At 57.1% G+C, this 26,296-nt stretch carries 29 protein-coding genes, 1 tRNA gene and 1 pseudogene; 22 read left to right on the top strand and 9 right to left on the bottom strand.

Features of this window, described 5'->3' with window-relative positions; translation table 11 throughout:
* Nucleotides 1–55: 55 nt before the first annotated feature.
* The gene (locus tag ACR0BI_RS14685) at nucleotides 56–1,513 is read left to right on the top strand and encodes a cobyric acid synthase (RefSeq protein ID WP_480562328.1); all 1,458 of its coding nucleotides are present in this window, start codon (nucleotides 56–58) and stop codon (nucleotides 1,511–1,513) included.
* Nucleotides 1,514–1,516: 3 nt separating this feature from the next.
* Here ACR0BI_RS14685 and ACR0BI_RS14680 read toward each other — a convergent pair whose 3' ends face one another.
* From ACR0BI_RS14680 to ACR0BI_RS14670, 3 genes are all read right to left on the bottom strand, one after another.
* Nucleotides 1,517–2,254, bottom strand: coding sequence for a hypothetical protein (locus tag ACR0BI_RS14680; protein ID WP_170563579.1), 738 nt, complete (start codon nucleotides 2,252–2,254; stop codon nucleotides 1,517–1,519).
* A gap of 73 nt (nucleotides 2,255–2,327) precedes the next feature.
* On the bottom strand, nucleotides 2,328–3,746 hold the full coding sequence (locus tag ACR0BI_RS14675; protein WP_480562329.1) for a TolC family outer membrane protein: 1,419 nt from the start codon (nucleotides 3,744–3,746) through the stop codon (nucleotides 2,328–2,330).
* A gap of 95 nt (nucleotides 3,747–3,841) precedes the next feature.
* Nucleotides 3,842–4,495, bottom strand: coding sequence for a protein-L-isoaspartate O-methyltransferase family protein (locus ACR0BI_RS14670; RefSeq protein ID WP_170401191.1), 654 nt, complete (start codon nucleotides 4,493–4,495; stop codon nucleotides 3,842–3,844).
* 225 nt (nucleotides 4,496–4,720) lie between these two features.
* Here ACR0BI_RS14670 and ACR0BI_RS14665 point away from each other — a divergent pair.
* Nucleotides 4,721–4,794: transfer RNA gene (locus ACR0BI_RS14665), tRNA-Cys, on the top strand.
* 68 nt (nucleotides 4,795–4,862) lie between these two features.
* Here ACR0BI_RS14665 and ACR0BI_RS14660 read toward each other — a convergent pair.
* The 3 genes from ACR0BI_RS14660 to ACR0BI_RS14650 form a co-directional block, all read right to left on the bottom strand.
* Nucleotides 4,863–5,807, bottom strand: coding sequence for a site-specific integrase (locus tag ACR0BI_RS14660; protein ID WP_480470250.1), 945 nt, complete (start codon nucleotides 5,805–5,807; stop codon nucleotides 4,863–4,865).
* Nucleotides 5,808–5,890: 83 nt separating this feature from the next.
* Nucleotides 5,891–6,082 carry a hypothetical protein gene (locus ACR0BI_RS14655; RefSeq protein ID WP_024096637.1) on the bottom strand — a complete coding sequence of 64 codons (192 nt, stop codon included), beginning with the start codon at nucleotides 6,080–6,082 and terminating at the stop codon, nucleotides 5,891–5,893.
* Between the two features lie 24 nt (nucleotides 6,083–6,106).
* Nucleotides 6,107–6,301, bottom strand: a complete 195-nt coding sequence (locus ACR0BI_RS14650) for an Arc family DNA-binding protein (RefSeq protein WP_024096636.1) — start codon at nucleotides 6,299–6,301, stop codon at nucleotides 6,107–6,109.
* Between the two features lie 84 nt (nucleotides 6,302–6,385).
* Here ACR0BI_RS14650 and ACR0BI_RS14645 point away from each other — a divergent pair, with 84 nt between their 5' ends.
* Complete coding sequence (locus ACR0BI_RS14645; protein ID WP_040103946.1) at nucleotides 6,386–6,700, top strand: Arc family DNA-binding protein; 315 nt, start codon at nucleotides 6,386–6,388, stop codon at nucleotides 6,698–6,700.
* 2 nt (nucleotides 6,701–6,702) lie between these two features.
* Here the strand turns inward: ACR0BI_RS14645 and ACR0BI_RS14640 are convergent, their stop codons facing one another.
* Nucleotides 6,703–7,344, bottom strand: a complete 642-nt coding sequence (locus ACR0BI_RS14640; RefSeq protein WP_170574424.1) for a hypothetical protein — start codon at nucleotides 7,342–7,344, stop codon at nucleotides 6,703–6,705.
* Between the two features lie 158 nt (nucleotides 7,345–7,502).
* Here ACR0BI_RS14640 and ACR0BI_RS14635 point away from each other — a divergent pair, with 158 nt between their 5' ends.
* Both ACR0BI_RS14635 and ACR0BI_RS14630 read left to right on the top strand, forming a co-directional pair.
* A complete protein-coding gene (locus ACR0BI_RS14635; protein WP_040103945.1) occupies nucleotides 7,503–7,715 on the top strand; it encodes a helix-turn-helix domain-containing protein in 213 nt (70 codons plus the stop codon).
* A gap of 2 nt (nucleotides 7,716–7,717) precedes the next feature.
* Complete coding sequence (locus ACR0BI_RS14630; protein WP_170449555.1) at nucleotides 7,718–7,918, top strand: hypothetical protein; 201 nt, start codon at nucleotides 7,718–7,720, stop codon at nucleotides 7,916–7,918.
* Between the two features lie 189 nt (nucleotides 7,919–8,107).
* Here ACR0BI_RS14630 and ACR0BI_RS14625 read toward each other — a convergent pair whose 3' ends face one another.
* Nucleotides 8,108–8,785: an IclR family transcriptional regulator gene (locus ACR0BI_RS14625; RefSeq protein ID WP_170449553.1), complete on the bottom strand. Its 678-nt coding sequence runs from the start codon at nucleotides 8,783–8,785 to the stop codon at nucleotides 8,108–8,110.
* 92 nt (nucleotides 8,786–8,877) lie between these two features.
* On the opposite strand from ACR0BI_RS14625, the gene ACR0BI_RS14620 reads away from it, so the two are divergent.
* From ACR0BI_RS14620 to ACR0BI_RS14585, 8 genes are all read left to right on the top strand, one after another.
* Entirely contained in the window at nucleotides 8,878–9,852 is a 975-nt protein-coding gene (locus ACR0BI_RS14620) for a Bug family tripartite tricarboxylate transporter substrate binding protein (RefSeq protein ID WP_480470251.1), read from the top strand.
* Entirely contained in the window at nucleotides 9,852–10,340 is a 489-nt protein-coding gene (locus ACR0BI_RS14615; protein WP_170449549.1) for a tripartite tricarboxylate transporter TctB family protein, read from the top strand. Before ACR0BI_RS14620 ends, ACR0BI_RS14615 begins: the two co-directional genes overlap by 1 nt.
* A 3-nt stretch (nucleotides 10,341–10,343) precedes the next feature.
* Nucleotides 10,344–11,849, top strand: a complete 1,506-nt coding sequence (locus ACR0BI_RS14610; protein WP_170449546.1) for a tripartite tricarboxylate transporter permease — start codon at nucleotides 10,344–10,346, stop codon at nucleotides 11,847–11,849.
* A 127-nt stretch (nucleotides 11,850–11,976) separates the two neighbouring features.
* The gene (locus ACR0BI_RS14605; RefSeq protein WP_170449544.1) at nucleotides 11,977–13,011 is read left to right on the top strand and encodes a zinc-binding dehydrogenase; all 1,035 of its coding nucleotides are present in this window, start codon (nucleotides 11,977–11,979) and stop codon (nucleotides 13,009–13,011) included.
* Nucleotides 13,012–13,686: 675 nt separating this feature from the next.
* The gene (locus ACR0BI_RS14600) at nucleotides 13,687–14,745 is read left to right on the top strand and encodes an ABC transporter substrate-binding protein (RefSeq protein WP_170449542.1); all 1,059 of its coding nucleotides are present in this window, start codon (nucleotides 13,687–13,689) and stop codon (nucleotides 14,743–14,745) included.
* Between the two features lie 57 nt (nucleotides 14,746–14,802).
* The gene (locus ACR0BI_RS14595) at nucleotides 14,803–15,891 is read left to right on the top strand and encodes an ABC transporter ATP-binding protein (protein ID WP_170449540.1); all 1,089 of its coding nucleotides are present in this window, start codon (nucleotides 14,803–14,805) and stop codon (nucleotides 15,889–15,891) included.
* Complete coding sequence (locus tag ACR0BI_RS14590; RefSeq protein WP_170449538.1) at nucleotides 15,888–16,790, top strand: ABC transporter permease; 903 nt, start codon at nucleotides 15,888–15,890, stop codon at nucleotides 16,788–16,790. The genes ACR0BI_RS14595 and ACR0BI_RS14590 overlap by 4 nt, the downstream gene beginning before the upstream one ends.
* A gap of 10 nt (nucleotides 16,791–16,800) precedes the next feature.
* Nucleotides 16,801–17,604, top strand: coding sequence for an ABC transporter permease (locus ACR0BI_RS14585; RefSeq protein ID WP_170449536.1), 804 nt, complete (start codon nucleotides 16,801–16,803; stop codon nucleotides 17,602–17,604).
* A gap of 8 nt (nucleotides 17,605–17,612) precedes the next feature.
* On the opposite strand, the gene ACR0BI_RS14580 is transcribed toward ACR0BI_RS14585, so the two are convergent.
* Entirely contained in the window at nucleotides 17,613–18,320 is a 708-nt protein-coding gene (locus ACR0BI_RS14580) for an IclR family transcriptional regulator (protein ID WP_170449533.1), read from the bottom strand.
* Between the two features lie 106 nt (nucleotides 18,321–18,426).
* Here ACR0BI_RS14580 and ACR0BI_RS14575 point away from each other — a divergent pair, with 106 nt between their 5' ends.
* From ACR0BI_RS14575 to ACR0BI_RS14535, 9 genes and pseudogenes are all read left to right on the top strand, one after another.
* Nucleotides 18,427–19,176 carry an arginase family protein gene (locus tag ACR0BI_RS14575; protein ID WP_170449531.1) on the top strand — a complete coding sequence of 250 codons (750 nt, stop codon included), beginning with the start codon at nucleotides 18,427–18,429 and terminating at the stop codon, nucleotides 19,174–19,176.
* Nucleotides 19,169–19,843, top strand: a complete 675-nt coding sequence (locus ACR0BI_RS14570; RefSeq protein ID WP_170449529.1) for an arginase family protein — start codon at nucleotides 19,169–19,171, stop codon at nucleotides 19,841–19,843. The genes ACR0BI_RS14575 and ACR0BI_RS14570 overlap by 8 nt, the downstream gene beginning before the upstream one ends.
* Nucleotides 19,843–20,718 carry an arginase family protein gene (locus ACR0BI_RS14565; RefSeq protein ID WP_170449527.1) on the top strand — a complete coding sequence of 292 codons (876 nt, stop codon included), beginning with the start codon at nucleotides 19,843–19,845 and terminating at the stop codon, nucleotides 20,716–20,718. The genes ACR0BI_RS14570 and ACR0BI_RS14565 overlap by 1 nt, the downstream gene beginning before the upstream one ends.
* Nucleotides 20,715–21,725, top strand: coding sequence for an agmatinase family protein (locus ACR0BI_RS14560; protein WP_170449524.1), 1,011 nt, complete (start codon nucleotides 20,715–20,717; stop codon nucleotides 21,723–21,725). The genes ACR0BI_RS14565 and ACR0BI_RS14560 overlap by 4 nt, the downstream gene beginning before the upstream one ends.
* Nucleotides 21,725–22,417, top strand: a complete 693-nt coding sequence (locus ACR0BI_RS14555) for a hypothetical protein (RefSeq protein ID WP_170756582.1) — start codon at nucleotides 21,725–21,727, stop codon at nucleotides 22,415–22,417. Before ACR0BI_RS14560 ends, ACR0BI_RS14555 begins: the two co-directional genes overlap by 1 nt.
* A complete protein-coding gene (locus ACR0BI_RS14550) occupies nucleotides 22,414–23,859 on the top strand; it encodes an aldehyde dehydrogenase family protein (protein ID WP_170449520.1) in 1,446 nt (481 codons plus the stop codon). Before ACR0BI_RS14555 ends, ACR0BI_RS14550 begins: the two co-directional genes overlap by 4 nt.
* Nucleotides 23,859–25,055 carry a CoA transferase gene (locus tag ACR0BI_RS14545; RefSeq protein ID WP_170449517.1) on the top strand — a complete coding sequence of 399 codons (1,197 nt, stop codon included), beginning with the start codon at nucleotides 23,859–23,861 and terminating at the stop codon, nucleotides 25,053–25,055. Before ACR0BI_RS14550 ends, ACR0BI_RS14545 begins: the two co-directional genes overlap by 1 nt.
* Nucleotides 25,052–25,879 (top strand): citryl-CoA lyase, encoded by an 828-nt coding sequence (locus ACR0BI_RS14540; RefSeq protein WP_170449515.1) that lies wholly within the window; start codon nucleotides 25,052–25,054, stop codon nucleotides 25,877–25,879. Before ACR0BI_RS14545 ends, ACR0BI_RS14540 begins: the two co-directional genes overlap by 4 nt.
* Before the next feature lie 149 nt (nucleotides 25,880–26,028).
* Nucleotides 26,029–26,289: pseudogene (locus ACR0BI_RS14535) on the top strand (hypothetical protein); the annotation flags it as partial.
* Nucleotides 26,290–26,296: the final 7 nt, after the last annotated feature.

Here is a 26,296-nt window from a genome sequence, read left to right as displayed (position 1 = left end):
GCTTTTCCTTTGGCCTTAAATCAGGTCATCTGCGCCCGAGCATAGGAGACAGGCCATGGCGCGGTCCATCATGATTCAAGGCACCGGCAGCAATGTCGGCAAATCGGTTTTGGTGGCCGGGTTGGCCCGTGCCTATACGCGACGCGGGTTGCGCGTGGCTCCGTTCAAGCCGCAGAACATGTCGAACAATGCCGCTGTTACGGAAAACGGCGGCGAAATCGGGCGCGCGCAAGCCCTGCAGGCGCGGGCGGCCAAACGACCGACGCATACGGATATGAACCCAATCCTGCTCAAACCCGAAACCGATACCGGCGCGCAGATCATTCTTCAGGGCCAGCGCGCAGGCACGATGAAAGCGGGCGATTATCGCAAGGACAAGTCCAAGCTGCTGGGGGCAGCTCTGGAAAGCTTTGAAAGGCTTTGCAGCGACGCTGATCTGGTGTTGATCGAAGGCGCGGGTAGTCCGGCAGAAACTAATCTGCGCAAGGGTGACATCGCCAATATGGGATTTGCCTGTGCCGCACAGGTTCCGGTGGTTCTGGTGGGCGACATTCATCGGGGTGGCGTGATCGCTCAGATCGTGGGGACGCAAGCCGTCTTGGAGGCCGGGGACCTTGCGATGATCCGGGGTTTTGCCATCAACCGCTTCAAAGGCGATGTCTCCCTGTTCGATGAAGGGCGCGACGATATCGCATCCCGGACCGGCTGGCCCTGTATGGGCGTGGTGCCCTGGTTCCATGATGCATGGAAGCTGCCGGCAGAAGACATGATGGACATCCGCTCTCATACCGGAGGGGCATGCAAGATCGCTGTGCCTCAGCTTGAGCGGATGGCCAATTTCGACGATCTCGACCCGCTTTCCGCCGAACCGGGCGTTACGGTCCAGATCATCCCAGCAGGCCGTCCCCTGCCCGGAGATGCTGATCTGGTGCTGTTGCCGGGCAGCAAGTCTACAATCGGCGATCTGGCCTATTTCCGGGCGCAGGGTTGGGATATCGACCTTTATGCCCATGTCCGCCGCGGGGGTCATGTTCTGGGCCTGTGCGGGGGTTATCAGATGCTGGGCAAAACCATCTCGGACCCCGATGGCGTCGATGGACGCCCCGGTCAGGTCGAAGGGTTGGGATTGCTGGATGTCAGCACCACAATGGCCGGAGAAAAGCAGGTTATCCTGCGCTCAGCAACCGCCCTGCCCGGTCATGAACCCGTCAGCGGATATGAGATCCACATGGGCCGTACTGATGGCCCGGATTGCGCTCGGGCCTGGCTGCAGATCGAAGGTCGCCCGGAAGGTGCCGCCAGCGCCAATGGGCGCATACGCGGCAGCTATCTGCATGGGATTTTCACCTCGGACACGTTTCGCGCCAGCTATCTGGCAGAGCTGGGCGTGACATCGGAAACAGCTTACGAAGACGGCGTCGAACAAGTGCTGGACGACCTTGCTGACCATCTGGAACAGCATATGGATCTGGATCTGCTTCTCGCGATGGCGCAGACGCCACGCACCATTTAGACCTCAGTCAACATCCGCTGCGGCGATCGCCCGCGTGATCTCACGCCGAACCATCTTGCGCAGGTTTTTCGTGATCCGTTCGCCCAGCGCGCCCTGCAGCTCTTCCCGGACGATCTGGGCGACGAGTTCGCGCAATTCCTCTTCTCCGATTGTCGCATCGGTCGGCTTCTGTGCCATATCTTCCACCACCTCCGGGTCGCGAATAAATGTGGCTTCGGATTTTGGTTCAGCCGCCTGAGACTGCGCAAAAGCTCTGTCTGCCGGCCATTCAACAGCCTGCGTCTTGGTGCCAGAGTAGTCGTCATCGCTCTCGCCATCGGGCTCCCACTGATCCTCGGTGCGCGCGATAGCAGCTTCCAAAGCTTCAATCTTGGCGCTGAGGCTTCCCGCTAGGTCGCGCTTTGGTGCGTCTGCCTTGGCGTCGACATCACCAGCGCGCACAATATCGCTGGGTTGCAGCCGCATCGGTTCGGCAGGGTTGCTTGGCGCATTTGCGGCCTGCTTTGGGGTACTGTCACCCGCGCTATGCTGGGGCATCAGTTTCAAGGGCGCGGCCTTCTTGGCGATCAGCGGTTCATTGCTGACGCGCAGCGCATCCGTTAAAACCAACCGGCCCGGCTTGGCAGCCGGGGCCGTCGGAACAAATATGAATTCTGATTCGTCATGCGCGTCCTCGTCGACCATTCGCTTAACCGACGAAAGAACGTCCTGAATATTGGCGCTTACAACACGATCTGACATTATTTTCTACCGCTCTAACCTAGGCCCGATTGTAGCCAATCTGAGCCAGCGCCACAACAGGTAGCGATGCCCTTTAGTCGCGGCGCAATGCCTTGAGCACTCGATCCAGATCGCGGCTTTGCTTACTGACCTGCGACGGCGCCTTTTTCACGAGGTTGTAATACAGGGTCGGATCATAGATCTGCACTGCAAGACCCAAACGCTCTGCCGTCAACAGCCCCTGGGCTTGCAGCAGTTCATATGCAGCCCGCGACCGCTCGGTCCGGGATGCTACCTCGGCCAATTGCGCGTCCAGCAAATCCTGCTGGGCATTCAGGACGTCCAAGGTCGTCCGTGCACCCAACGTTGCTTCTTCACGAATACCGTCAAACGCCACCTGCGAAGCACGAACCCGTTCTGTTGACGCCCGCAGGCTTGCAGTTGCCGCCTGAAACGCAGCATAGCGATCGGCAACACCTTGTGTGATGTCTTTCTGAACGTTCAGAAGGTTGGCACGCGACGCATCACGAGTTGCCATCGCACGACGCACCGCTGCCGCCAGACCGCCACCGGAATAGATCGGCTGATTGAAGTTCAGTGAGATCGTCGCATCGTTGATGTAATCGTCATTGTCGTAGCTCTCGGTAATGCCCGCATCCGCATTCAGGCTGACATTCGGACCCAGATTTGCACGCTGCTGCTGCACGATCAGGTCCAGCGCACGCACCTGATGCTGTGCGGAAAGAATCGCAGGGTGGTTCCGCTGAGCCAAATTCACCGCATCCGCCTCTGAACGCGGCAGGTTGGGCAGCCTTGGCTGACCAGCCGTCCGCCCAGGTGTCTTGCCAACGGCGTTTACGTATTCAGCCTGAGCAATGCTCAGGTTACCACGTGCGACCGCCAAATCAGCCTGAGAGCTGGCCAATTGTGCCTCGGACAGGGCAACGTCGGTACGTGTAACCTCACCTACTTCAAAGCGATCCTGTGATGCGCGCAGTTCTTCCGCCGACACTTCCACGTTGTTCTGGCGGATCGCAACCGTTTCTTCCTGCAGCAGAACACCTAGATAGGCGTTCGCGGCTCTGATCAGGATTTGTTGTTCAATATCAATAAGAGACTGACGGGTGGATAGCACAGTTTCCTGCGCCGATTGCTTGCCAAGGATGGAAGCGCCACCGTCATAGATCAACTGGCTCAGCGTGAGACCGGAAAAAAAGCTCGAAGGCTCGCGCGTCGTGATCAAGCTGCTCGTATTGGTGCGCGTGTAATCCCGGCTCACCCGCACGGTCCAGTTGATGATCGGACGCAGCGCTGAGAGCGCAATGGCGACATCTTCATCCGCTGCGCGTAACAAGGCACGGTTCTGCTCAAGCAGGCCGCTGGTGTTATACGCGCCGATGAATGCATCGGTCAGATTATCTGCCCAAACCGACCTTCCGGGCATCACACTTAATGCAACACCAGCAGCCAAAGTCAGGCCTTTGACCAGCTTTCCTGTCGTCATCCCGCGCATAACTAAGTCCTCTCAAATCGAAATTACGCAACCACCAGCGCAGTTTGCGCCGGTGTTTTCAAGTAATCAAGGCATCAAAATACTTCTATTGCCAACTATAGCGAAAATGCACACTCAGCGCAAAATGCGGGCAAAATCGGTGCGCTAGCATTGAATGCAAATCGCCACGAGACACGGCCTGAGGACTTGAGACCCATACGAACCGTGCCAAGATCACCCTCCATGAACAGGCAAATGATCCGGCCCCCATCCTTGAGTTGATCCAGCAAAGTGTCTGAAAGCTGCTCGACCCCACCCTGAATCATGATCACATCGTAGGGTCCATGCTCAACCGCGCCTTGTTCAAGCGGTCCTTCATGAACAATAGCGTTGTCTACGTCAGCTTCCATCAGAAGCGTCTGAGCTTCGGCCGCCAATGCCGGGTCGGATTCCACTGCCACAACCAACTCTGCCATTCGCGCGGCAATTGCGGTTGAGTAACCCAGCCCCGGAGCGATATCCAGCACCACTTCATCATTGGAAATGTTGACTGCGTCCAACATCTTAGCCAGCGTCCTGGGCTCAAGCAGACAACGTCCATCACCCAACTCGACCAGATCACCAACATAGGCTGCCTCACGTTGCGCATCCGGCACGAAATTTTCGCGCGCAACGCTCAGCATCGCATCAATGATAGGGAACTTGGTCACATCCGAGGGCCTGACCTGAGTATCAACCATCGTAAGGCGCCGGGCTGCGAAATCTGTCATGTGATCGCTCATTCCTTATCAGACTGTTATCTGGCTTTTGCCACATCCGCCTGCCTGCAGCAACGGGCCAGATTGCATTTCCGGGCGCGGCAAAAACGTACCATTGGGGTATTGTCAAATTTCCAAACAAGACAGAAATAATCGCCCTCAAGGCTATGGACGTTCATCCTGAAAGCTGATAGAACGCCCCTCACACCACGGCAAGTTATTGATATTGCTTAAAAAGGCGAGTTGGCGGAGTGGTGACGCAGCGGATTGCAAATCCGTGTACACCGGTTCGATTCCGGTACTCGCCTCCAATAAAATCAATGACTTGCGTCATTCCCCTTCTCCTTCACTGCCATTTTTGAAACAAGCGTTGAAACTTTCACGTTTCGGTCTTGCTTCGTTCCATTTGATTTCTTGCCTCTTGGGCGCGCTTCGCCAGCTCTCTTTGCCGGATCGGCCCGCCATATTTTTTCAGCATCTCAACGCCTGAATGACCGGTGACAGCTTTGACCATCTCGTCATCGCATCCAGCCAGATAAAGCTCGATCGTTGCGTTTTTTCTGAGCCCGTGCGTTTTGTAGTAGCTCGCCTTCTCGTGCTTCATCTTCTTTTTGATGGCACGCATTTCCTCGGCGACTATACGGTAGCTCACTGGTCGACCCTTCGCGTCGGTCACAACAGTGCCGTCTGTTCGCGCAATTCCGTCGAGATGGGCCTTCAGCCGGTCGGTAAGCGGGATCCACAGCGGCTTGTCGGTTTTACCCTGAGTGAAATCGAACCCTGCGTCGGAAAAGTGTGCCCACTTCATTTTCACTACATCGCCGATACGCTGGCCTGTACCAACGCAAAGCTCATAGACCAGCCGCGCCCGCTTTGAAGCCAGCACTTCGAACTCTTCACGAACATCATCTGGCCAAGGTTCCCAGCCATCACTCTGCTGTTTGAAGAGCGGAATGCCCTTCGCCGGATTGCCGTGCTCTTTCTTGATGAAGCCGATCAACCGGGCGTGATTCATCAAGACGACCATGACCTGGACAAGATAGTTGGCTTGCCGCCAGTGATCCGCATTTGCCCGGTGCAGTTCATAAATGTGGTGGGTTTCGATCCTAGCCGGGTCTTTGTCGGCCCAGATCTCACGAATGTGGCTGATATAGCGCCGATAGTCGGATCTCGTACGGGGCTTCAGCTTCTTGTAGGCGTCGCTCTCGTAGTAGCTAAGAATCAACGCCTCAAAATTGCGTTTCACCGGCGCTGGCGCTGGTTTTCCCTTCAGCAGGCGATTGTAATGATCCCAAAATTCCGGCGTGCCCGCTTCCTCGTGCATCATGACCGAGATACCGCGTGAACGCCGCATGAACCGTAGGTAGCCCCTGTCATTATAGACGTATTTTGGCAGGCTCTTTCGGGTCATTCGCCCATTCTCAAGTCACTATTGAGAAAGTCGTCGGCTGCCTCTGGCGCGACCATGTTGGCATCGACGATGACGCTGCCGTCAGGCTTAATCTCGAACTTCGCGCGCTGCCAGCCTGCCTCCCGCGCCTCACGGATGAAGGCCGAGGCTGCCTGCTTCGCCTTTGTCTGTGCACTAGCTTTGGTCATCTTATCGACACCTCTCTCACCTCGTTAACAACGCGCATTATCACCCTGATCCATATTGATATTTCCGATTGCTCCGCGCGTAGAACGTCTGTCTTTCGCCGCGCGAATGGCGCGGATCACTTCTGAATTTTGGGAGTTTCCATTGCGATCGGACTCCGCTTTGATCCACTCCTTGAGCTCTTGCGGAAGCCGAAGCTGCATTGGTTTACGACTGTTCATGAAACGCCTCCAGGTTGAAACCATATTCAACTAGTGGCATTTAGCCACTATTGCGTCAATCGCTTTTTATGGCACAGTGCCACCATGCCAGAACAAAGCTCTCAAAATCAGGATAAATTCATCGTGCGGCTGCCAGACGGCCTGCGCGATCGAATACGCCTCGCAGCCGAGGCCAACCATCGCAGTATGAATGCTGAGGTCGTTGCCCTACTCGAAGAAAACTATCCGGCCCCAGTGCCGGAAAAACTGGACGACCCCGCCGCGCGACTGTTGTTTTGGCTCGCCAAACGCATCCGCAGAAGGAACCCGAAGCCCGGAACTCCCAGAGATAAGCAAGCCGCCCTGTATGAGCGCATTGCGGGCGATATCGCGGAACGTATGAAGGACATCGGCGAATAGCCTTAGTAGGCCACCCACTCATATCCATGGTTGCCTTCGTGATCTTCCCATTCGACACCGACCCCGCGACGCCAGCTTGACGACGAACAGCGCCGTGACGGCAGAACCCATTGCGGGGCGGCCGTTGGTGTCGTGCGTTGCCAGCCAAATTCGCCTTGTGTGCCGTAGGTCCCGAGGCGCATGTTATAACTCTCAGAACAATCATCGTCGCGGCCACGTTCGCGATGGCTGTAGTGCCGAACATCCCAAACACGGATCGAGCGCACAAAATCGAATTCCAGACCACTGATGTCGATATCGGCACCGTCTTCGACCACCTGAGCCAGGATGACTTGGCCAAGCGTCTGACTTGATTGGTTGCTGGCCTCCCAGACTTTAGGGGCAATACTTTGCAACGGCGCGCGCTCAGAAACCCCCATCGGGCAGCGCCAGATTTGCAACGGCGGCTCAATCGGCCAGGGCGTGATCCGGCGGATAAACACTGCTCGGGCGTGGGCACATTCTGCTGACGCGGGCCAACCACCGGCCAGGCAAAGCAGAATGGCGCAATCGACCTGATAGGCCTTTGCCGCCTGCGGGGCCACGGTTGAAAGAAGAGCCACGACAGCTCCGGCGCTCAAATTTCTGATAAGTCTGCACCACATATCAATAAATGCCTTCTGACTACATTACTGCATTATTGATACACTAGCTCCAACCTCAACCTTCACACCATATGCGAGCATAGGGTTTATGATGTTCGCGCGCGTTTTGTGGAATATATTCCGTAGAGCGGTTCTTGTGATCTGGCCGAATACAGGCCATGAAATTACGGGAACAAGTAGGGTTAAATATCCGGAATCTAAGAAATTCCAGAGGGTTGAGCCAAGAACAATTAGCATTAGCTGCCGACCTGGATCGTAGCTACATCAGCGAGATCGAACTCGCGAAATTCTCAGCATCGATCGATGTTCTGGAGCGGATTGCCCATGCTCTCGACATCGCTCCCAAGGAACTGTTTAACGAGAGGGGCTAGTTTTGCCCGAACTTGAGAGTGTTCGCACGACGGCCGAAGCCATCGGTCGCATTACGTGTATCAAGACTGGCGAAGAAATCGGTCTGCTGTATCAGTGGGATAACGGCGAGACGCAGGCAGCGTTATACGATGGCGGCCATCCTAAAACACCACACCGCTCAGATCACCCCGCTGAACCGGACCTTGGTGCAAAACGCAGCTAACGCCCGGAAAGAGCCATCCTGTGAATTCGGTTCTCTCGCTGTGCGCGCTCGCAGAACTTTCGTCATAAAATTACAGCGAAGATCCTTGCTGTGCTGCAGCAGGAATAACGGTCACTCGCACCTCTGACGGTGAATTCGTCAACGGAAATGGCTGAATTGCCTTTCAGGCCACCCTAAATCGGGGCTTGTTCAAGCCAGGGCTTGGCCCAAGGCTCTCGCAGTCGACACAACGGCGGCACGTGCCTTGGTAAGTGCTTCATAGTCAAACCTTTCGCGCGGCCCAGACACCGCGAGAGCCCCGTAAAACTGTCCGGTCGCGTCTATGACCGGAGCAGCGACAGCCGAGACATGGGGATTCCGCTCGCCTTGCGAAATACAGCTTCCGTCCGCCGCGAGACGCGCTTTTGCGGCACTGTTGCCCAGATAGTAGGCAGCCAAAATATGAGCTGACGCTCCTGAACGCATGGTCAGGCGCGTGCCCTCTTCAAGGTGGTGCCGTACCGGATCGGGTGAATTCTCACGATACAGGCATACCCGCTCATCTTGATCGGGAACATGGAACGAAGCCGTCTCGCCGGTTTCGCCAACAAGTTTGCGCAAGGCGGGGCGCACGGATTCGCCGAGTTCGAAATTCAGGCGGTACAATCCGCCAAGCCGCCACAATGCTGGCCCAAGACGAAAACGCCTGTCTGGACCGCGTTTCAGATAGCCATATCGTTCCAGAGACGCCGCAAGGCGGCTGATGTTACTTTTGTGAAGCCCTGTTTCCGAAGCGATTTCCGTCAACGTCAACATTTGTCGTTCTGTCGAGAAAGCTTCGAGAATTGACAACGCCTTTTCGACGGACTCGACGCGGGCCTGCTTCATTTGTTCCACTCTGCGCAACTACGTTTATATAATGTTGCCAGCATCGCAACAACTTGTCTACCCTCCGGCTCATCTTTTAGGGAGGAACTGAAGTGAAATTAAGCAAACTATTCGCAGCAAAGGCTGCACTGGCGACCGCGGCCGTGATGACTTTCGCGGTTCCGGCGCAGGCCACGGAATGCGTCGCAGGGGCCAACCCCGGCGGCGGCTGGGATTTCACCTGCCGTCAGATCGGCAAGATCCTGTACGACATCGGCGCGGTCGATAAACCTGTACAGGTTACCAACATGCCCGGTGGCGGCGGCGGCCTGGCCTTTACCCATGTGGTCACCGACCGCAACGATGATGCCGACCTGATCGTGGCAGCGTCGTCGGCGACCAGCACCCGTCTGGCGCAGAACGCCTATGCTGGCATGACTGCCGATCAGGTGCGATTTGTCGGCGCTATCGGGATTGATCCGGGCATACTGGCCGTGGCCGCCGACAGCCCGTACCAATCGCTGGGTGATCTGGTCGAGGCGGTCAAAGCCGATCCAGGCTCGGTCGCGTTTGCCGGCGGTTCATCCACAGGCGGGTTCGACCACATGAAACCGCTGATGGTCCTGAAGGAGGGCGGCTTTACCGACATCACCAAGGTGAAATATATCGGGATGGACGGCGGCGCCGATGCCATCACACAGACCGTGGGCGGATTTACGCAGGTGATGACCGGCGATTTGTCCGAAGTTGTGGGTTTCCTGGCCAATGGCGATCTCCGCGTGATCGCGGTGCTGACCGAAGAGCGCGTGCCGGGGTTTGAGGACATCCTGACCGCCAAGGAACAGGGCTACGACGTCGTTGCTGGTAACTGGCGTGGGCTTTACATTCCGCGCGGTGTTTCTGACGACACGTTCCAGATGTGGGCTGGCAAGCTGCAGCAGGTTGCTGACAGTCCTGATTGGGCCGAAGCCATGGCTGCTAACGGCCTGGCACCGTTTACCATGGTTGGAGATGATTTCCAGGGCTATGTCGATAACCTGATCGTCGACATTCGCCAGATGTCGAAAGAACTGGGGGTTATCCAGTAATGGCCTCTGATCGGATTTTTGGTCTGATCGCTCTGATCACGGCGGTCGCGTATATCGCGGCTGCCACTCAGATCCAGACCAACCCATTCTCGGGCGAGTTTTTACCCAAGCTGTTCCCGCTCTTGATTGGCGGTGTCGCAGCAATTGCCTCTTTGGTTTTGGTCTTCAAACCCGATCCAGACCCCGAATGGCCCGACGGCCGAACATGGGGCAACCTGTTGGTCGCAGTGATTGTGTTGGCTTTCTATTCGGTGCTGATGTCACCACTTGGTTTCATCCTGCCCACAGCAGTAGCGGCCACAATCCTAAGTTACCAAATTTCACCGAACCGCAAGAAAGCCATCCTTGCTGGGATCGGTCTGTCGCTCGGTCTGTTCGTTGTCTTCAAGTTCATTCTGATGCTGGGAAACATCGTCGCATACCGCATCCCAACGCCTGCAAAGCTATGGGAAGCAATCTCAATTCTTATTCCATTCGTGGGGCACTGATCCATGGAAACCCTCGCAAATCTCGCCCTTGGCTTTTCGGTGGCACTGTCGCCTTACACTTTGATGCTGGCCGTGATCGGTTGCTTTATTGGTACCATCATCGGCGCCCTGCCTGGTCTGGGCCCATCGAATGGCGTCGCCATTCTGATCCCGATTTCCTTTGCACTTGGTCTTGATGCGACCGCAGCTTTGGTCTTAATGACCGCCGTTTACTACGGCGCAATGTATGGCGGGCGGATCAGTTCCATTCTGCTGAATATTCCAGGTGATGAACCTGCTTTGATGACAACGCTGGACGGCTACCCGATGGCCAAGCGAGGCGAAGCTGGCAACGCGCTGGTTCTGTCTGGTGCGGCCTCTTTCGTTGGTGCATTTCTGGCCACTGTCGGCCTGATACTCCTGGCCCCCGTGCTGGCGCGAGTAGCGTTTCTGTTCGGACCGGCCGAATATTTTGCTCTTTATATGCTGGCCTTCTGCACGCTGGGTGGTATGGCCTCGAACAACCAAGCAAAGTCAGCCATCGCCGCTTGCATTGGCCTTGGTATCGCGGTGATCGGGGTAGATTCCTCGTCTGGCCTGCCGCGCCTGACAGGCGGCAACTTGCACCTTTATGACGGCGTTGATTTCTTGGTGGCCATCGTCGGACTTTTTGCCATTGCCGAGTTGTTTTTCTTTGTCGAAAGCCATGGCAAAGGATCATCCATCGGTGTGGTTTTGGACAAAGTCTCGATCCCTTGGAAATACATCCGAGACACGAAATGGACGATGCTGCGCTCATCTGGCGTCGGTTTCATCGCAGGTGTTTTGCCCGGTGCCGGTGCTTCATTGGGATCGTTCCTGGCCTACATGACAGAAAAATCCATCGCCGGCGAAAAGGGCGGCTTTGGCACCGGGGCGCCCAAGGGCATTGCCGCCCCCGAGGCAGGCAACAACTCGGCCGCGGGCGGAGCGCTGGTGCCTATGTTGACGCTTGGCGTACCAGGCTCTGGCACAACGGCCGTTCTGCTGGCGTTGCTCATGACATTGAACATCACACCGGGACCGACGTTGTTTCGTGACAACCCAGATGTTGTCTGGGGCCTGATCGCATCGCTGTTGATCGCAAACGTTGTGTTGCTGATCATGAACGTGCCGATGGTGAAAATCTTCGTAAAGGTCCTCTCAGTGCCTGCGTGGATCCTGCTGCCGGGTGTCACAATGATCTCGACCACAGGGATCTTCGCACTCACTGGCAGCTACTTTGATCTGCTGATGCTGGTCGGCTTCGGGATGCTGGGCTACATCCTGCGAAAACTGGATATCCCAACGGTGCCCGTGATCCTTGGCATCCTGCTGGGCGGCCATATGGAGGACGCCTTGCGCCGCGCTATGACCCTGTCAGACGGCGACGTGGCCTATCTGTTCTCGTCCCCGATTGCGATCGGGCTGTGGGCGGCGGCGGTTGCTGGCTTCATCGCGCCAATGTTCCTGCGCAACATTCTGCGAAAGCCGCAGGCGATCACCGACTGAGGATCACATCACCGGGCATCGTCAGGTTGTTGGGAACCTGACGATCCCTCGCAGTCAAAAGCGAACGGCCGGTTTGAAACAGCGGCCACAGAGCTATCTGCTTTGGCTTTGAAACAAGGATACGATAATGCGAGCAGCTGTTGTTCGAGATTTCAATGAAGATCTCTCTATCGAAAAGGTTGACGACCCGGCCTGCCCAGACAACGGGGTCATTCTGAAAGTTGCGGCTTGCGGGGTTTGTCGATCAGATTACCGCGGTTGGTCAGGCGGACATCCCAAGGTGCAGAACGGATCTATCTTGGGACACGAATACTGCGGAACCGTTGTAGAGGCTGGCCCGCAGGCACAATACAAAGTTGGCGACCGGCTAATCGCACCGTTCATTCTTGGGTGTGGCAAATGCCTGGCCTGCAACACCGGCGTTTCCAACACATGCGCAAATCAGATCGTACCCGGATTTGGGACGCCGGGAGCCTATGCCGAATATGTCGCTGTGCCGCTTGACCACAATTTGGTTTACCTGCCGGACAGTTTACCCCCCGCGTTGGCCGCAGGATTGGGATGCCGCATCACGACCGCGTGGCATGCGTTGACCGATCGCGCCGGTGTTCAGGCGGGTGACTGGGTCGCGGTCCACGGAGCGGGCGGGATCGGCCTCTCGGCTTTGCTTCTGGCAAAAATGCTGGGTGCGCAGGTTGTCGTCGTTGATATCGTTGAAGAAAAACTAAAATTTGCCAAGCAACACGGTGCCGACGCGGTGGTGAACGCAGCCAAAAACGACGCCGCAGAGGCAATTCGGGAAATCACGGGCGGCGGCGCGCAGGTCTCAATCGAAGCCCTCGGAATTGAAGCCACAACAAACGCATCTTTGGAATGCCTTGCGATGTTAGGCCGGCACGTTCAAATCGGCGCGCCATCAGGCGATGGCCTAATGCAAATTAGTGTTCGGTCGATCTACTCTAAGCAGCTGTCCCTTTTTGGGACACGCGGCATGCCATCATGGAAGTATCCAAACCTCCTTAGCATGATCGAACGCGGGAGCGTCGATCTCAGCCCAATGGTCGCAAGAGAAATCGCGCTCTCAGAGGCAAGCACGGAATTGCGCGCAATGAAGGGGCCTACGCCTCCGGGAACGGCAGTTATCACCAATTTTCTGAAATAAACTAAAATGTTAAAAGCCAAGGCTGAATACTCTTAGCAAGGAAAATGGAATACAGTAATGAGCTCTTTCTCAGCATTCGCCGCTGCTTGCCGGGATGCCTGGCGCCAGATCGCGAACGTCCCACGATCATCATGACTATTCGGGAAACCCGTGCATTTGCCGATGTTTCGCCGGAAAACGCCGAGACCTGGCGAAAGGCCGGTCTCAGCATGCGACGGCATCGCGGATCGCTGCGGGATTTCATGGCGGCTCAGAGCCCAAAGCGCCGAATGCTGCGGCAAGGTTCAAGTGGCGCTAACTGTTATAGAAGCTGCCATTCACATTTGCGGATCAACGGTATGCAAGTGAGAGATTGCGTTCCGCTCAATCCCCCAAAGCTTCACTCGGCGGCAATGAACTTGGGGGCAGGTAAAGATCGTTTCCGATGCCATCTTCGCAAGATCGAAACGAGATAAACACAGCTCATAAGCGCGAAATATGACGTTTTGTTCGGCTCTGAGGCTCCGGAAACGAGAGGGGTAATCCTACGGAGTCAAAAGAATCCTTGACCAATTCCAACATCAGCTCTAGTAAAAATGAAATAGCGTTTTGAAGAGTGAAACGCTGAGGGATAAAATGCGGAGTCGCTCATATCGCGGACCCGCAAGCCAACCAACAGTTAGGGAGGAGCCTGACATGATTAAAGATAACCGAAAATTGACGCTTACTGCGGGTCTCGTGGTTAGCAGTCTGGCAATGGCTGCGCCTGCCTTCGCCGAAGGCGAGGTGGTGTTTTCATCCTGGGGAGGCTCCTTTCAGGATGCCTTGCGTTCCGCCATGCTGGAACCCGCAGCCAGCGCATTGAATGTCACGGTCAAGGAAGATACGACAAACGGCATCCAGGACGTGCGCGCACAGATCACAGCGGGTGCCGTCGCCTGGGATGTGACCGAGCAGGACTTGCCCTCGTGCGAGACGCTCAGCCGTGAAGGTGCTCTTGAGCCGATTGATTATTCGGTTGTCGACACGACGGGTATCCCGGAGGAGCTGATCCACGAAAACTACATCGGCTTCATCAACTTCACCAAGGTGATTGCCTATCGCAAGGATGCCTTTGGCGACAATGGTCCGTCCAACTGGGCAGAGTTCTGGGATCTGGAAAACTTCCCCGGCAAGCGCGGCATGCACGGCAAGGTGAACTACAATCTTGAGGCCGCCCTTATGGCCGATGGTGTGCCTATGGCAGAAATCTACGACATTTTGGCCACGGACGAGGGCATGGAGCGCGCCTGGGCCAAGTTGGGTGAGATCGCACCCGAAGTTACCGTTTGGTATCGTGGCGGATCACAATCCGCACAATTGCTGCGTGATGGTGAAGTAGACGTGATTCACATGGGCCATAACCGCGTGGAAAGTGTGATCGCATCAGGCATTGACGTTGCATATGCATTCGATGGTGGCACGATGGATGTCGATTGCTTGCTGGTGCCCAAAGGCGCGCCGAACGTCGAAAATGCGATGCGCCTGATCAATGAATTGCTGAGTGCCGAAGCGCAGGCGCGGCTGGCCGTGACAATGCCGCTGGGCCCGGTCAACACGGGTGCATTCGATGCCGGGATTATCTCGGAAGAGATGGCGGTCAAGGTCAACACCCATCCCGACAACTACGGCAAGCAACTTCTGGTCGATCCGAACTTCTATATCGGCCAGTTGGGTGAGTTGACCGAAGAGTTCGACACGCTGATCCAGCAATAATCCAATTTGGCGCAGTGCATCTCGTGCTGCGCCTTTTTCGTCAGGTTAGGAGCCCCTATGTCACCTGCTGCCCAATCCCTTCCCATCGACATTTCCAACCTTTGCAAGGCCTACGGTGCGGTCAAAGCGCTCGATGACGTATCGCTGAATATTTCTGCAGGTGAATTCCTGACACTGCTTGGGCCATCGGGCTCGGGCAAAACGACGCTTTTGATGGCACTGGCCGGTTTTGTACGCCCAGATGGCGGATCGCTCCGTTTTGGCGGTCAGGAAATGATTGCGACGCCGCCCCATAAGCGCGGCCTCGGCATGGTTTTCCAAAGCTATGCGTTGTTCCCATTCATGACGGTGGCTGAAAACGTGGCCTATCCGCTGAAAATCCGCGGGGTTTCCAAAAGCGATCAAAAGACCCAAGCCGAACGTGCGCTGGATACGGTACAGCTTGGCGGCTATGGAGATCGGCGTATCACTCAATTGTCTGGCGGCCAGCGACAGCGTGTGGCTCTTGCCCGCGCCATGGTTTTCGAGCCGCAGATCATCCTCATGGATGAACCCCTGTCCGCGCTCGACAAAAAGCTGCGCGAACATATGCAGATTGAACTGAAGGCGCTCCATGAAAAATTGGATGCGACCGTTGTCTACGTAACCCATGACCAGCGCGAAGCGCTGACGATGTCAGACAGGATTGCGGTGGTCAATCACGGTCGGATCGAGCAGATCGATACACCCGAGCGGCTGTATCGCCAGCCACACAGTTTCTTTGTGGCGGATTTTATCGGCGAATCCATTTCGGCGCCGGTGAAGGTAGCCAATGATGCGGCGCAGCTTGGTGGGCGTTTGCTGAAATCCAATTCACCCATCGCCCAGGGACGGGGTGGCCACCGCCTGGTGATCCGGCCCGAATTGCTGGAGGTCACCGCGGGTGCAGTACCTGAAACTGCCAATGATCTGTCCGGCCGGGTCAAAGACATCATTTATCAAGGCGACAGTGTGCTGGTTATCGTTCAGCACGACAGCGCAGGCGAGATCAACTTGCGTGTCCCTGCCAATCGCGCTGGCCAAACCGGGCTGCCTTCCAAAGGAGAGCAAATTGGCCTTGCCCTGCATCCCGAAGACACGATCATCGTACCGGAGCATGTGGCATGAGTATCGCCGAGGTCTATGAAGGTGCAGGGACGCTTCAGAACGCCAGCACGCTCAAAACTGAAGAACGCCGCGAAAGATTGACGTTTTTTGGGCTTTCGATGCCCGCGGTTGTGACGATTCTTGTTGTCGTGTTTCTGCCAATTTTCTGGTTGTCTTCGCTCTCGTTTTACAATGCGGCGGGCGAGTTGAGCATGGAAAACTACGCGCGCATCTTTGAAAGCGCTTTGTACCGTCGGACCTTTGTTGTCACCTTTCAGATCAGCATCGCTGTGACGGTGATTTGTGTCCTTCTGGGATATCCGCTGTGTTACTGGCTGACCAGGATGCCGAACAGAACGGCTGCCATTTTGATGGTTTTCGTGCTGGTCCCGTTCTGGACGTCGGTTCTGGTGCGGACATATGCCTGGCTGGTGCTGTTGCAGCGGAATGGCATCATCAATTCGTCGCTGATGTCGCTTGGCATCGTCGAGGAACCGCTGCAACTGGCGCACAACCTCACGGGATCAATCATTGGCATGGTACATATCATGCTGCCGTTTCTGGTTTTGCCGCTCTACGCCACCATGCGCAACATTGACACCGACCTGGTTCGGGCCGCTGTGGGGCTTGGCTCCAGCCCGCGCGGGGCATTCTGGCGGGTGTTTTTCCCGATGTCCCTGCCGGGCCTTTTTGCCGGCATCGTGCTGGTCTTCATCCTGTCACTTGGGTTCTTCGTCACACCTGCTTTGCTGGGCGGTGGCCGCGTGCAGATGCTGGCGCAACGCATCGAAAGCACAATCACGGTCTATTCCAATTGGGGTGCAGCATCCGCATTGGGCGTTGTCCTGCTGCTGCTGGCTCTGGCGATGATCTGGCTGATGAACCGTGTCTTCGGGCTCGACAAACTCTTTATGCGCTGAGGAACTGAAAATGGAACAAGTCGGACAACGTAAAATCGACGGTCTGTGGCTGACTGTGGTCGGCATCGCGGTACTGTTCTTTCTGATCCTGCCAACGCTAATTGTGATCCCGATGTCGTTTTCGGGGGCCTCATATCTGGAGTTCCCACCAACGTCATTTTCGTTTCGCTGGTACACGGCCTATTTCACCTCCGCAGAATGGATGAGCGCCACAAAGACCTCACTGATCGCGGCTGTATTGACCACGGCGATCGCAACACCTTTGGGCTCACTTTGTGCATATGGCCTGCATTGCTCTGCCCCACGGATCAGGAGCGCTGCGCAGATCCTCGTGATCATGCCCATCGTCGTACCGGTGATCCTGATCGCCGTCGGCGTGTTCAGTCTTTATGCCAAGCTGGGCCTCAACTACACGCTGACCGGAATCGTGATCGCCCATACCGCGCTGGCGCTTCCCTTTGTGATCGTGACCGTGATGTCGGGTTTGCAGAACTACGATTTCAATCAGGAACTGGCGGCGCGCAGCCTGGGTGCATCCCGAGCCTACGCGTTGTGGACGGTGACTGTGCCGCAGGTCAAATTCTCGATCCAGACCGGGGCCTTTCTGGCCTTCATCACATCGCTGGACGAGGTGGTGATTTCGATGCTGGTCTCGGGTGGCGAAAAGGCCACAATCACTCGTCGCATGTTCAATTCGCTGCGCGATCAGCTAGATCCGACCATTGCAGCGATCTCGACCTGCCTGATTATCGTGTCAATCTCGGCGCTCATCGGCGTGCAGTTGATTGGCCGCAGCAAGAATGCTGACAAATGATGGGCTCTTTATATCTGACCAATCTCGGCCCGGATCTGGCGGGCGGCATCGAGCACCGCGGCGCGATAGCCTTCGACAGTGGTTTCGTCGAAGCGAACGCGCAGGCCCGACAGGCTGACTGCACCCAGCAGCTCGCCCTCAAGCCCAAGAACCGGAACCGACAATCCAGCAACGTCCGGATCACGTTCACCAAGGCTGAGATAATAGCCGGCCTTCCGAATGTTGGCGGCCTGTTTGCCTTGCCTGATAGAATAGGCATCCAGCACTCGGCCCGACGAGCCAATGCCCAGCGGAATGACCTCGCCCTCCTGAATATGATCCCGCGCAAGCCTAGGCGAGTTGACTCTGTAGAGGCAAACGCCGGAGTTGCCGCGTTGCACATAAAACGACGCGCTTTCCCCCGTTGCATTCACCAGGTTCGCCAGCACAGGGCGCACAATAGGCCCCATGCGGAGGTTCTGGCGAAATACGGATCCAAGACGCCACAAAGACGGGCCGAGGTGAAACAGGCCTTCGCCGTCTCGCGTGATATGGCCAAACTTTTCAAGAGAGACGCTCAGCCGCAAGATTGTTGCTTTATTGACGCCACTACGGTCCGCAACTTCTTTCAGAGACAGCCCCGCATCGCCGGGCTCAAAGCTGTCCAGCACACGCAATGCGCGTTCGACCGCTTCGACACCACCATTCGTGTCGGGGGTTCGGGGCTTGTCGGGCATGGGCAGACCTTTCGACGCAAATCCGTCACTTTTTATAGCTGGTTTGAACGCAATTGGAAATCGCAAATAATGAAGGCATCTGGCAATGAATAGCGCGCAGAAACAAATGATAACAACTGGTTATGCTGGCCTGCCATTTGGCGAGATTTCGCAATGCGATGCAGGATCTGTCGGGCTTTTGGGTGTTCCAAGCGAAGTCGATAGCGGGCCACGTTCCGGCGCCTCCTTGGCACCGGATGCGCTGCGCAAGATGACCGGACAGCTTGGAACTAGCCTGCCTGTAAACGGCCGGGATCTGGGTAATCTGGACCTGTCGGGCGATTGGTCCGGCGTATTGAAACAGCTTGTGGCGCAAATGGTGGATCGCGGCATTGTGCCCGTCGTTCTGGGTGGCGCGTCTGATGTCGCCTCTGCTGTACTGGGGGCCTTGCCTGATCTGCCGGTTGTCGCGGCCATGCCACTGGCTCGGCGTGATCTTACAGAACGACCAGCAAACACGATTTGGGTGGGTTTGAATGGCGGGCAACCTGCCGATGTTTGGGATCAGATCGCTCAGCGCACGATGGATTGGCGTACCGCCCGGCGGTTGGATGAAGGGCACGCAGACTTTTCTGACACGCCCGAGCGCACTGTTCTCTGGATCGACATATCGGTCGTTGATCTGGGGCATGCAGCCGGTGCTATCGGCCTTAACCCCGGCGGAATGAAACCCGAAACCTTGGTTTCCGTCATTGGGGCAATGTCCTGCCGCTGGCAGGCGATTGTGATCACTGGCCTTGCGCCTGCCCGCGACACGCGTGGCATGTCGGAATTGGCGGCCATTGAAACCCTGAACGCGGCTTTGCGTCATGGGTGATGCGGCGCAAATACAGTTTGACGGGATCCCCAGTTTTCTGGGCATGCCTGTTGGCGATCTGGAAGACCTCGTGCCTGGGCAAGTCGCGGTAGCAGGATATTTTTGTGACAATCTCGACCGACCAGCGGCAGAGCAACGCTACCTCGCGAGGCAATTACGATACGCCTCCCGGCCCGGAAAGGCCCCCGCGAATGCCATTGACCTGGGGGACGTGAATGTATTTCCGCTTGAGCCGGATAAGCATTTTTCCGCAATTGTCTCGCAATGCGAGGCGGTTCTGGAAACCGGTGCGCGGATGGTGCTGGTTGGCGGAGATTCCAGCGGACTGAAGGCGCTTAGCATCGCGACACAAAAAGTCACAGGTGCGGATGTTCCTGTTATTCCGGTCACAGGGGGCGTTGCGGGGCAATTGTCTCACGCTCAACCGGTCATCCTTTCTGTGGATTTACAAGAGCTTGCGGGCAAATGGGTGTCGCACCCACGTCGCCTGACCGGGATGTCACCTGCACAGATGATCGCGCAAATTGACACTACCCCAGGCAATGTCACCGCCGCAGCAGTTTTCGGACTTGCCCCGGCGTTGGACGATCGTGGCAGAACTGAAACCTGCGCCGCGCTGGCGATCTTACAGGCGGTGACAGAGCGTCTTGAGAAAGGAGCTGGCTGATGCCTTTACGATCGGCCCCATTGCCGCGCATGGCAGGGCAACTGTCGTTCATGCGCGCACAAACCAAAGCAATCGGAGAAGTCAGGCCCGGCGATCTGGCAGTGCTGGGCGTCCCGTTTGAAGACACCAGCGCGCCGCATGCCGGGCAGTCCCTGGCGCCGCGTGCGTTGCGCGAAACCTCGGTCTATTTCGGTTGGCATGCAAACCCACAATTCAGTCACCCGGTAGATGTCGATGCACGTCAGGACATCAGTACCGACGGTCTGCACGAGCGGCTCTGTGACCTCGGAGATATAGCAGCAGGGTCTGAGGACGCGATCCACGCGGCATTGAGAGCAGCAACGCGTCAGATCAGCCGCAATGGTGCCTGCGCCATAATACTGGGTGGGTCGGATCGCATGTCCGAGACAGTGCAGAGCGCGCTGCCTCATTGTCAGACAGCGCAGCTTGGCGGTACGCCAGATAATGCGCGCGACTTTCATGTGGCACCCTTGCCAAATGGGGCGGGTATGACCTGCAGCTTGGATACTGCTGCGGAGCTTGCAGCGTATTCAAGGTGGCGGGATATATCAAAGCCGCTGTTTGTGCGGTTTGATCTCTCGGTGTTTGAAACGTCGATCAGCGCGCTGTGTGATCGGCCCCGTTTGGGGGGGCTTGATCTGGATACGGTGGTGCAATGGCTCAGCGCTCTGGGTCAGCACGAGGTCAGTGCCATCATGTTGACCGGTCTGAACCCGAACAGGCCCGGAATGGGTGTGGTGAAGGTTGGCCAACGACTGATGGTTACGGCTCTTCTGGCATTTATCTATGCGCGCCTCGGATTTGGGATTGAGCATCCGGGTCGCCTAACTTCCAAGGAAAATGTACTGACATGACTGCAGCTAATACAACATTCCACCCGCCCCTGGCTCAACCGGGATATCGGCTGTTTGATGGGCCTTTGCGTGACGTGACCGACGTCAATGCGGATCAGATCGGCGTGGTGGGCATGCCGAGCGACTGGACACATTCCAGCCGCCTTGGCACAAGGTTCGGCCCCGAAGCATTGCGCAGGGCGACAAGTCTTCTGCAATCTTTGCGTCCGCAGGGAGCCAGCTTTGATCCAGACACAAGCCGCCGCACCGTGCCTGCGACCGACTGGCTGATCGATTGCGGCGACGCAGAGATCACAGCGCAAGACGTTGATGCAACGACCGAAGCCATCGCCACAATGACTGAAACGCTGACCGTTGCAGGGGCGATCCCTCTGGCATTGGGTGGTGATCACTACAATAGCTTCCCGGCCTGTCTGGGCTATTCCCGCGGGCTGGCTAAACGTGCACCAAACGCGCGTTTTGGCTATATCCAGATCGACGGTCATCTGGATTTCTCCGACCGGCTGGGCGCGTGGGGCAGCCACAACCACGCAACCAATGCACGCCGGATTTCTGAACTGCCCAACATTGATGTGTCCAATATGGTCTGGATCGGCATCACGGGCTGGGTCGATGGCGGTGATCTCGCGCTCATCGAAGAACAGGGCGGTCGGGTGTTTTCAGCTGGCGATGTGCAAAAACTCGGAGCGCCCGAGGTGATGCGCCAGGCCTTTGCGCATGCCATGCAGGGCTGTGACGAGCTTTATCTGTCCATCGACATCGACGCGATGGACGCGGGCTACCTTCCCGGCACAGGCTCCATCGTGCATAGCGGCATTACACCGCGTCAGTATTACGATCTGCTGGATGGACTGGCCGAGGCCCCCTTGGGCGGGTTGGACATTGTCGAGGTCTCACCCCCGCTTGATCCCTCACAGCGCACGGAATTCCTTTCGGCGGAAATGCTGTTCCGGGTTCTGCGCCGCTTCCGCACTCGACCTTTGAAAGGGCTGGTGACAGAGCAATGATGGACTATATCGGAACCCGTCAACTGGGTGGGCTATCACATGTAGGGCAAATCCTTGCCCCGGCAACCCGACCCTGGATCACGGATCTTGCAGCGCTTTGCCCCTACGAGGGTCTGCAACCCGGTAACCTCCCGGAATTTGAACATGACCCGGATTGGGACAACTGGGCGCTCACTGACAGTCCAAAAGACCCGACCAAACGCCTGAACTGGCATGTGTTTCAACAGGGAGGCACCCGGTATCTGGTGGCCGACCGGATGCTAATGAGCCGCGTTAGCTGGCAGGATCTGGACGATGCCGGGTATGTCTATGGCACAGAGGTGTCCATCGATGGCACTACGTTTCGATGCCGGTTGCTGACCGGTGGTGATACGCCCCGAAATGACCCCTATCAGGGTGCGACTGGGCCCAATGAATGGGATGCGTTGGTGGGCGGTGCCGCCGTGTCAAACGCGCCCCAACCGGACCCAGCCAATGGTGCAGCCCCGCTTCGCCCGGATCACCTGACCTCACCTCATAACCGTTTGTGGAATTGGTTCGGGGCGGTCAGCTGGACCGCCGAACCTGTCGCCAACCGTGCCGATGGGCGGGTATGCCGGGGCTATCACGGCCCGACCTATTTTTATGTGAACACTGTAGACCACCGGCATGAAGATATCGGTTGGCGACCAGTTCTTGAGGAAGTGCAATGACTGTAGACCCCTTTCCCAACTATATCGCCGGAACATGGGCCGCTGGCAGCGATGCTGTTCCAAACATCAACCCATCTGACCTGAATGACACGATTGGCAATTACGCGCAGGCAAGTGCCAACCAGACGGTTGAAGCGATCGAAGCCGCGGCTGCCGCCTTTCCGAAATGGCGCGCGACATCGCCTCTGGTCCGGTTCGAAGCACTGGACCGGATTGGGTCGGAAATCCTTGCCCGTGTGGACGAACTGGGCGACATGCTGGCCCGCGAAGAGGGCAAAACCCTGTCCGAGGCCAAGGCCGAAGCGCATCGTGCCGGGCATTTGTTCAAATATTTCGCGTCTGAGGCGTATCGTGCTACGGGCGACGCTTACCAATCTCTGCGCGAAGGTGTGTCGCTTAAGGTTGTACGCGAGCCGATCGGCGTCGTCGGCGTGATTACGCCCTGGAATTTCCCACTGGCGATCCCGGCATGGAAAATTGCGCCCGCTCTGGCCTATGGCAATACGGTCGTGTTCAAACCTGCCGAACTGGTGCCCGGTTCTGCGTGGATGTTGTCCGACATCATTGCCCGTGCGGGCCTGCCCGAGGGTGTGTTCAACCTTGTAATGGGCAAAGGCCGTGAGGTCGGGGAGGCGATCGTTTCACACCCCAAAGTTTCTGGGGTCACGTTCACCGGCTCCACACCTGTCGGTCGCAATATGGGGGCTGCGCTGTTCGCCCGCGGGGCCAAAATGCAGCTTGAAATGGGGGGCAAGAACCCGCTGGTTGTCCTCAATGATGCGGATCTGGACCTGGCGGTTCACTGCGCTTTACAGGGTAGCTTTTTCTCGACCGGGCAACGATGCACGGCGTCGTCCCGCCTGATCGTCACTGAGGGAATTCACGACGCATTTGTCGACCGTCTTTGTGCGGCCATGAAAGATCTCAGGATCGGTGATGCGCGCGGGCCAGAAACCCAGATTGGCCCGGTGGCCAGCGAGGCGCAGCTGGCTATCGACAAACGATACGTTTCTCAAGCCATGGATGAAGGCGCAACGCTTGCCGCAGGTGGCGGCGAAGTCAGATCCAAAACCCCCGGACATTACTTTGCTCCGGCCTTGTTTACGGGTGTGTCACCACAGGCAGCCGTGGCGCGGGACGAAATCTTTGGACCCATCGCCGCTGTATTGCGCGTGTCGGACTATGATGCTGCCCTTGCTACCTCCAACGACTGCGAATTTGGTTTGTCAGCGGGCATCGTCACGCGGGATGCGGCCAAGATCGAACATTTCACACAGAACGCCGAGGCAGGCATGATACAAGTTAATCTGCCCACAGCAGGCATGGATTTTCACGCGCCATTTACCGGCCGAAAAGGATCATCCTATGGCGCGCCGGAAAAAGGCAGCTATTGCCGCGAGTTTTTCACGGCAGCCAAAGTTGTACACGAAGGGCGCGGATAATGACGCAGGCACCTTTGAAGGGCATTCGCATTCTTGATCTGACCAATGTGCTGGCCGGTCCGTTCTGCTGCCACCACTTGGCGCACTTGGGGGCCGAAGTTATCAAGGTTGAGGCCGCTGGGCGGGGCGATCTCGCCCGCCAACTGGGGGCTGACCCAGAGCTGAACAAGGCCAACATGGGTGTGTCTTTTCTGGCCCAGAACGCGGGTAAGAAATCGGTCACAGTCAACCTGAAGAACGCACGGGGCCGAGAGATTTTTCTAAAACTCGTCGAAACGGCAGATGTTGTGGTGGAAAACTTCCGGCCCGGTGTCATGAAGCGCCTTGGCGTGGGCTACGAGACCCTAAAAGAGGTCAATCCGACGCTGGTCTACTGTGCCATCTCGGGCTTTGGCCAGGAGGGCCCGTGGATCCGCCGCCCGGCCTATGATCAGATCATCCAGGGCACCTCGGGTGTGATGTCGATCACCGGCGGTGGCGAAAGCGCGCCATTGCGCGTTGGGTATCCGGTGGCAGACACGGTGGGCGGTATCACCGCAGCATTCGCGATTTCATCTGCTCTAAACGCCAATCCGCGCGGTACGTTCATTGATGTTTCGATGCTGGAATCGGTGCTGGCGACAATGGGCTGGGTGGTGTCGAACTATCTGATCGCAGGCGTCAATCCGACCGCCAACGGCAATGAGAATCCCACTTCGGCGCCTTCCGGCGCGTTTGAGGCAAAGGGCGGGTTGATCAACATCGCCGCCAACAAGGACCAGCAATGGGAGCTTCTGACTGACCACCTGGGTTTGGCCGCGTTGCGCGAACGTCCTGAATATGCCACGCGTGAGGATCGCAAACGCCACAGGCTGGCTCTGAAAACGGAGCTTGAGGCCGTGCTAAAGACCCGACCACCGCGCGACTGGGCCAAGGAGCTCAATAGTATCGGCGTGCCCTCGGGAGCGGTTTTGACAGTGCCGGAGGTACTGGAAATGCCGCAGGTTGCAGACCGCGGATTTCTTGGCCAGTTTGAAAATGTACCCGGCGTCGGACGAGACATTCAGGTCGCCACGACCGGCATCAAACTGGACGGCAGCGCGCCCACCGTCGATGCGCCACCGCCCACGTTGGGGCAGCACAACACTGAAATCTGGAGTGAGTTAGGGCTTTCACCGGAAGACATTGAAAAACTGGCAAAGGAAGGCGCGATATGACGGACACCGCAGGACGCAAAGATGCCGATGACATGCGCCACTGGTGGCGCACCGCAATTATCGACATGGCGCCAGGGCGGATCGCCTTTCGCGGCCACCCGATCCAGGACCTTATAGGAAATGTCAGCTTTGCTCAGATGATCTGGCTCATGGTGCGGGGCGATATGCCCACGTCAGAACAGGCGGCACTTTTTGAATGTGCGCTGGTGGCGGGCGTGGATCACGGTCCGCAAGCGCCTTCGATAGCTGCCGCCCGCATGGCAGCGACCTGCGGGCTTGGGCTCAACAACGTCATGGCCACCGGGGTCAACATGTTGGGTGACGTGCATGGCGGCGCTGGTGAACAATGCGCCGAACTTTATCTCGACGTCGCCAAACGGATCGATGACGGCGCCGAACAGGACGCTGCCGTCCGCGACGGTATCGCCGTCTGGCGTGAGGAAAATGGCAAAATTGTCTCGGGCTTTGGCCACCGGTTCCACAAACCCGTCGATCCCCGCGCACCAAGGTTGATGGAGCTGGTACGCGAGGCCGCGAAGTCTGGTACGGTGGATGGGCGGTTTGCCGACATCGGTGAGGCGGTTCAGGCGGAAATCGGACGCAAGCGCGGTACTGAGATCGCAATGAATATAGATGGGGCCACGGCTGTTATCTTTTGCGAGCTGGGCTTTCCACCCCCGCTCTCCCGCGGTCTGTTCTGTCTCTCCCGCTCGGTAGGCGTCTTGTCTCATGGCTGGGAACAAATGCAGCAGGGCGGCCGGAACAAAGGGCCAATGCCCCCGCGGTATCTGCCGGAATACATTGGTGTCAAATCGGAGAGCTAAACCGATGAAACCTCTGAAGACCGCAGTTATCGTTTGCGGTCGGATCAGCGACATCTATTTTAAAACACTGGCAAAATATGACGCGGTTGAAGTTGTGGCCTGTGCCAGGCTGCGCACCGCAGATCGAGGGGCACCTGTCAGGTATCAAAGGTCGCGTAATCGCTATGAACATCGATGGCGCGACCGCCGCAATTTACGCCGAGCTTGGCTTTAAAGCCCAACTCGCGCGTGGGCTGTTCTGCCAGTCTCGGTCAGTGGGCATCCTGGTACACGCCTGGGAGAAGACCCAGCAAGGCAGTCGGAACAAAGGCCCGTTGCCCACGGGGACCCTTGGACCTACTTCAAACCCGACATGCGCCGACGCAGCTGGCAGGCTTTCCACTTTCCAAAAGAAGTGGAAAAATAGATAGGGACACG

It is taken from the genome of Ruegeria sp. E5 (assembly GCF_056534105.1).
The sequence above is the reverse complement of the archived record's forward strand: the minus strand, read 5'-3'. Positions and strand labels throughout refer to the sequence as shown.

What these genes read in the sequence shown, in the direction of transcription:
- ACR0BI_RS14640 (WP_170574424.1), bottom strand. Translation starts at nt 7,344, where the DNA reads ATGTGGTGCAGACTTATCAGAAATTTGAGCGCCGGAGCTGTCGTGGCT.
- ACR0BI_RS14635 (WP_040103945.1), top strand. Translation starts at nt 7,503, where the DNA reads ATGAAATTACGGGAACAAGTAGGGTTAAATATCCGGAATCTAAGAAAT.
- ACR0BI_RS14570 (WP_170449529.1), top strand. Translation starts at nt 19,169, where the DNA reads ATGGGTGATGCGGCGCAAATACAGTTTGACGGGATCCCCAGTTTTCTG.
- ACR0BI_RS14660 (WP_480470250.1), bottom strand. Translation starts at nt 5,807, where the DNA reads ATGCACGAGGAAGCGGGCACGCCGGAATTTTGGGATCATTACAATCGC.
- ACR0BI_RS14555 (WP_170756582.1), top strand. Translation starts at nt 21,725, where the DNA reads ATGGACTATATCGGAACCCGTCAACTGGGTGGGCTATCACATGTAGGG.
- ACR0BI_RS14585 (WP_170449536.1), top strand. Translation starts at nt 16,801, where the DNA reads ATGGAACAAGTCGGACAACGTAAAATCGACGGTCTGTGGCTGACTGTG.
- ACR0BI_RS14550 (WP_170449520.1), top strand. Translation starts at nt 22,414, where the DNA reads ATGACTGTAGACCCCTTTCCCAACTATATCGCCGGAACATGGGCCGCT.
- ACR0BI_RS14615 (WP_170449549.1), top strand. Translation starts at nt 9,852, where the DNA reads ATGGCCTCTGATCGGATTTTTGGTCTGATCGCTCTGATCACGGCGGTC.
- ACR0BI_RS14645 (WP_040103946.1), top strand. Translation starts at nt 6,386, where the DNA reads ATGCCAGAACAAAGCTCTCAAAATCAGGATAAATTCATCGTGCGGCTG.
- ACR0BI_RS14540 (WP_170449515.1), top strand. Translation starts at nt 25,052, where the DNA reads ATGACGGACACCGCAGGACGCAAAGATGCCGATGACATGCGCCACTGG.
- ACR0BI_RS14560 (WP_170449524.1), top strand. Translation starts at nt 20,715, where the DNA reads ATGACTGCAGCTAATACAACATTCCACCCGCCCCTGGCTCAACCGGGA.
- ACR0BI_RS14600 (WP_170449542.1), top strand. Translation starts at nt 13,687, where the DNA reads ATGATTAAAGATAACCGAAAATTGACGCTTACTGCGGGTCTCGTGGTT.
- ACR0BI_RS14575 (WP_170449531.1), top strand. Translation starts at nt 18,427, where the DNA reads ATGATAACAACTGGTTATGCTGGCCTGCCATTTGGCGAGATTTCGCAA.
- ACR0BI_RS14545 (WP_170449517.1), top strand. Translation starts at nt 23,859, where the DNA reads ATGACGCAGGCACCTTTGAAGGGCATTCGCATTCTTGATCTGACCAAT.
- ACR0BI_RS14580 (WP_170449533.1), bottom strand. Translation starts at nt 18,320, where the DNA reads ATGCCCGACAAGCCCCGAACCCCCGACACGAATGGTGGTGTCGAAGCG.
- ACR0BI_RS14655 (WP_024096637.1), bottom strand. Translation starts at nt 6,082, where the DNA reads ATGACCAAAGCTAGTGCACAGACAAAGGCGAAGCAGGCAGCCTCGGCC.
- ACR0BI_RS14595 (WP_170449540.1), top strand. Translation starts at nt 14,803, where the DNA reads ATGTCACCTGCTGCCCAATCCCTTCCCATCGACATTTCCAACCTTTGC.
- ACR0BI_RS14680 (WP_170563579.1), bottom strand. Translation starts at nt 2,254, where the DNA reads ATGTCAGATCGTGTTGTAAGCGCCAATATTCAGGACGTTCTTTCGTCG.
- ACR0BI_RS14625 (WP_170449553.1), bottom strand. Translation starts at nt 8,785, where the DNA reads ATGAAGCAGGCCCGCGTCGAGTCCGTCGAAAAGGCGTTGTCAATTCTC.
- ACR0BI_RS14675 (WP_480562329.1), bottom strand. Translation starts at nt 3,746, where the DNA reads ATGCGCGGGATGACGACAGGAAAGCTGGTCAAAGGCCTGACTTTGGCT.
- ACR0BI_RS14610 (WP_170449546.1), top strand. Translation starts at nt 10,344, where the DNA reads ATGGAAACCCTCGCAAATCTCGCCCTTGGCTTTTCGGTGGCACTGTCG.
- ACR0BI_RS14685 (WP_480562328.1), top strand. Translation starts at nt 56, where the DNA reads ATGGCGCGGTCCATCATGATTCAAGGCACCGGCAGCAATGTCGGCAAA.
- ACR0BI_RS14565 (WP_170449527.1), top strand. Translation starts at nt 19,843, where the DNA reads ATGCCTTTACGATCGGCCCCATTGCCGCGCATGGCAGGGCAACTGTCG.
- ACR0BI_RS14605 (WP_170449544.1), top strand. Translation starts at nt 11,977, where the DNA reads ATGCGAGCAGCTGTTGTTCGAGATTTCAATGAAGATCTCTCTATCGAA.
- ACR0BI_RS14650 (WP_024096636.1), bottom strand. Translation starts at nt 6,301, where the DNA reads ATGAACAGTCGTAAACCAATGCAGCTTCGGCTTCCGCAAGAGCTCAAG.
- ACR0BI_RS14670 (WP_170401191.1), bottom strand. Translation starts at nt 4,495, where the DNA reads ATGACAGATTTCGCAGCCCGGCGCCTTACGATGGTTGATACTCAGGTC.
- ACR0BI_RS14590 (WP_170449538.1), top strand. Translation starts at nt 15,888, where the DNA reads ATGAGTATCGCCGAGGTCTATGAAGGTGCAGGGACGCTTCAGAACGCC.